The 4,261-nt window shown below is 35.5% G+C and carries 4 protein-coding genes; all 4 read right to left on the bottom strand.

Annotated features, from left to right (window positions below):
• Positions 1 to 106: 106 nt before the first annotated feature.
• Positions 107 to 706 (bottom strand): hypothetical protein, encoded by a 600-nt coding sequence (locus tag DF281_RS14240; protein ID WP_109350920.1) that lies wholly within the window; start codon positions 704 to 706, stop codon positions 107 to 109.
• A 235-nt stretch (positions 707 to 941) separates the two neighbouring features.
• Positions 942 to 2,255, bottom strand: a complete 1,314-nt coding sequence (locus DF281_RS14235) for a murein hydrolase activator EnvC family protein (protein ID WP_240605556.1) — start codon at positions 2,253 to 2,255, stop codon at positions 942 to 944.
• Positions 2,256 to 2,268: 13 nt separating this feature from the next.
• Positions 2,269 to 3,153 carry a permease-like cell division protein FtsX gene (ftsX, locus tag DF281_RS14230; protein ID WP_109350919.1) on the bottom strand — a complete coding sequence of 295 codons (885 nt, stop codon included), beginning with the start codon at positions 3,151 to 3,153 and terminating at the stop codon, positions 2,269 to 2,271.
• Positions 3,143 to 3,829 (bottom strand): cell division ATP-binding protein FtsE, encoded by a 687-nt coding sequence (gene ftsE / locus DF281_RS14225; protein ID WP_109350918.1) that lies wholly within the window; start codon positions 3,827 to 3,829, stop codon positions 3,143 to 3,145. The genes ftsX and ftsE overlap by 11 nt, the downstream gene beginning before the upstream one ends.
• Positions 3,830 to 4,261: the final 432 nt, after the last annotated feature.

Here is a 4,261-nt window from a genome sequence, read left to right as displayed (position 1 = left end):
GCTAAAAGAAAAAGGCGATAAGACCTTTATATCAGTTTTCGAGTTACCAACGGTAACCCTCAAACTGAACGGTATTCATCCCCCACTTATAGAAGATGGGGGAATTCTACCGAACAGATGTTAAAAATCCAATGATTGCTACTAGCTTCATTTGTTGCCAACCAAGTGGCTCTACTACTAATGAGAATATCATATATACAACGGCGATTGTTATTGAAACAAAATAGATTTTATGATTATTTGACCGATTTAAGGCGATTATTATTGCCGCTGAACCGATTGCTAGAACAAGCCACGAAATGACCACTGTCAAACTTTCATTGTTTAAAAGGACGAAGAAAAAATGATACGATGCATAGGTCAAAATGAAATAAGTTATTTGATTGACCGTGGATTCTTTGCCCTTTAGTCGATCCCACACTGCATATCCAATCACAACTGCTAATGCAATCGCGAATCCAACTTTGCCCCCATCAAAATAAAATACTGATAATGGATAGTCGATGAAACCTTGCCAATCGGTTACTATGTAACTGAATTTCCACGTTACAATGAATGTAATGGCATAATTCAGAAAGACATCTGCTGTTTTTTTATTCAAATATAACCAACATAATAGTGCAGTTAATACTGTCGCTAAAATAAATGCGATGGAACTTGATGGTAAAGACACTTTGAAAACGGTGTACCACATATTATTATCCATAATTACCTCCATACCTACTAGGGTATATACAATTGTAACAAAAGGAATGACTAAGTTGAAAGTAAATTAATTTATGATCTGGCATCATAGAAAGAAATAACGAAGACGCCTACCGAAAAATAAGTGGCGGAAACCATTCGATATTTTTCAAAGTCTAAACGTGAGCAATAAAAAAAGCCTAAATCTTTATGGATTTAGGCTCTTATTCAATTGTTCTCCTCTGCAATTGAACGTCTTACAAAGAAATATATTGTAGCGGATTAACTGCTCCAGTAGCTTGGTTAACCCAAGAGCCGATATGGATTTCAAAGTGTACGTGTGGTCCAGTTGAACGACCAGTTGATCCCATGTATCCAATAACCTCACCTTTTTTAACAACTTTACCAGGTGAAGTAGCAAAACCACTCATATGTGCATAAAGTGACGTATATGTTTTGCCACCGATATTATGCGTAATCATTACGACATTACCATAAGTTGATAATGGACTTGCTTTGAATACGACACCGTCAGCAGAAGCGACGATCGGCGTACCAGCACTGTTTGCAATATCAATACCATAATGGTATTCATTACCTGCACCGATGTCACGGCCAGCAAATCCAGATGTGAATCGACCTGAAGCTGGTTTCATCCATGTACCTGAAGACACGACTGGCGCTTCACCAGCAGATACTGTACTCCCTGCTACAGCTTTTGATTGTGATTGTAATTTTGATTGTGCTATCGCACGCTCTTTCGCTGCTTTTGCTTCGGCAATTTTACGTGCTTTTTCAGCAGCTTTTCTTTGCTCTGCTTCAATTTTACGTTGAACACCTTTACTTACTTGAAGTGCTTCTTCATATTCACCTTCAAGTTTCTTACGTTGTTTATTCAACTGCGCTTGAAGTTTTTCCATATGTTTTAAAGCTTCTTTTTTCACTGCTTTTTTATTGTTTAAATCTGCTTTTAAGTCGACTAACTTGTCTTTACGCTCAACTTGAAGTGCTAATTTCTCTTTCACTTCATTTTGTTGATCCTTTACTTTTTGCTGATCTCTTTTTTGGTCTTCGATAATACCTTCATCTGCATTAACGATTTCATTTACGGCAGAAGCACGATCAATGAAATCAGAGAAACTATTTGCACCAAGTAATACGTCTAAATATCCAACTTGACCACCAGTTTCCTGCATTGCTCTTGCACGTTCTTTTAAGATTTCGCCACGTTCATCAATTTTCTTTTGTAGCTTTTCGATTGATTTTTGTAGTTCAGTGATTTCATCTTTTGTTTTAACAATTTGTGCTTGAACCCCTTTGATTTTATCGTCTGCTTCATCTATTTTACCGTTTAATTTCGACACTTGTTTTGCTGATTTTTCAATCGAGTTTTGAGCATCTGCGATTTTTTCTTTTTTAGCACTAATTTTATTACTAATCGCTGCCTTTTTCTTCTCAACTTGTTTTTTCTCTTGTTTTAAATCGCTAATCGATTCTGCATTTGCACTCATTGAAGGTACAAGTAATGCAGCTGTTAAACTAGCGGCGATAATCCCTTTTTTACTAAACACTGCAGATCCCCCTTTATACTTTTAAAAACTTACGTACAGACATGAAACTGCCTAGTACACCGATGACTACACCCATTACGAGTAATATAAGATCAATTTGTAAAATAAATGGCATGACCTCTAACAATTGAACAATTTCATTTTCTAATGTTGGTGTGACTTTATCATGTAAAGTTGCATATAATGTCGTCACTATTGCAATTGGAAGCACTGCTCCTAATGCACCTAACCACATACCTTCAAAAATAAACGGCGTACGGACGAATGAGTTGGTAGCCCCAACTAGTTTCATGATTTCAATCTCACTTCTTCGTGCTGTAATCGTAATTTTAATTGTATTGGAGATTAGGAATGTAGCCGTTAATAACAATGCTACGATTAAAATAATTCCTACATTTCGACTAACATTCAGGAAGCCGAATAACTTCTCAATTTTACCTTTACCGTAGGAAACTTTATCCGCACCTTTGTACGTCATGATTTCCTTCGCTACTTTTTCGGTTTGTTTTGGATTTTCTGCTTTTACGTATAAAACATTATGCAATGGATTTTCTTGTTTGAATAATGATAAATCATTCCCAAAATCCTTCACTAATTTATCAAGTTCTTGCTTCTTCGTTGAATATTTTACGGATTCAACGCCAGGCATTTTCTCGACCTTCTGATGCAACTGCAATTCCTCAGTCTCGTTAACACCTAAATCAATTAATACTTTAATCTCTACATCATTCTCGATATCATCTGCAACTTTATTCAAGTTCATCATAATAACTAAGAAGACGCCGACTAATAATAGTGTAACTGTAACCGCACTAATAGAAGCAAAGCTCATCCAACGATTTCGAACCATTGAAGTTAAGCTTTCCTTCATATGTCTTCCGATTATTTTAAAATTCATATCCGTAGTCACCTCCACGCTCATCACGAACAATTTGTCCATTCTCAATGGCGATGACACGTTTACGCATCGTATTCACAATTTCTTTATTATGTGTAGCCATGATGATTGTCGTTCCTCTTGCGTTAATTTCATCAAATAAACGCATAATTTCCCATGAAGTTTCAGGGTCTAGATTACCTGTTGGCTCATCTGCAATCACAACTTTTGGCGTGTTAACAATTGAACGAGCAATTGCGACACGTTGTTGTTCCCCACCAGATAATTCATCTGGGAACATATTTGCTTTTTTAGCAAGACCAACTAATTTTAAAACATCTGACACACGTTTCTTGATGTTTTCTGGCTTTTCTTCTATTACTTCTAATGCAAATGCTACATTCTCATACACATTTTTTCGAGGTAATAATTTAAAATCTTGGAAAACTACGCCCATTCCTCTTCTTAAGAAAGGAATTTCTTTATCTTTTAACTGCGCAATATCAGTACCATTTACTCTGATTTCACCTGATGTTGGCTTTTCTTCTCTATACATCATTTTAATGAAAGTCGACTTACCTGCACCACTTGGTCCAACGATATAAGCGAATTCACCTTGCTTGATTTCTATGTTTAGCCCTTTCACAGCGATGATTCCATTTGGGTACTTTTTAATAACATTCTTCATTTGGATCATATTTGTACCACCTATTATTTTATTTACAGTTAATTCTGCTGAATAACTATTCATATTTGAACACTTTGGCCCAACATTAAACAGTATAGCATCCTAAAACAAAATACCTTATTACAATTCCGTTTCAATATTTGATGTAATACTACAAATATTTCACTCTTATTCTACCTTAATTAGTACATTACTCACAACATAAAGTAGTGAATAACTCCTAAAGTAGTATGTATTTAAAACTCATTACTACAATTACATATTATTTCCTTTTTTTAGAAGATTTTCAAACGCTGAAAGTAATATTTACGGGGTTTTTTAACATCTGTTCGGTAGAATTCCCCCATCTTCTATAAGTGGGGGATGAATACCGTTCAGTTTGAGGGTTACCGTTGGTAACTCGAAAACTGATATAAAGGTCTTATCGCCTTTTTCTTTTAG

The sequence above is a fragment of the Kurthia zopfii genome (assembly GCF_003143955.1).
In the GTDB taxonomy this organism is placed as follows: domain Bacteria; phylum Bacillota; class Bacilli; order Bacillales_A; family Planococcaceae; genus Kurthia; species Kurthia zopfii.
This window is presented reverse-complemented; position numbering and strand designations above follow the sequence as displayed.

Excerpts from the sequence above, each read along its gene's own strand:
- ftsX (WP_109350919.1), bottom strand. The coding sequence starts at position 3,153 with ATGAATTTTAAAATAATCGGAAGACATATGAAGGAAAGCTTAACTTCA.
- DF281_RS14240 (WP_109350920.1), bottom strand. The coding sequence starts at position 706 with ATGGATAATAATATGTGGTACACCGTTTTCAAAGTGTCTTTACCATCA.
- ftsE (WP_109350918.1), bottom strand. The coding sequence starts at position 3,829 with ATGATCCAAATGAAGAATGTTATTAAAAAGTACCCAAATGGAATCATC.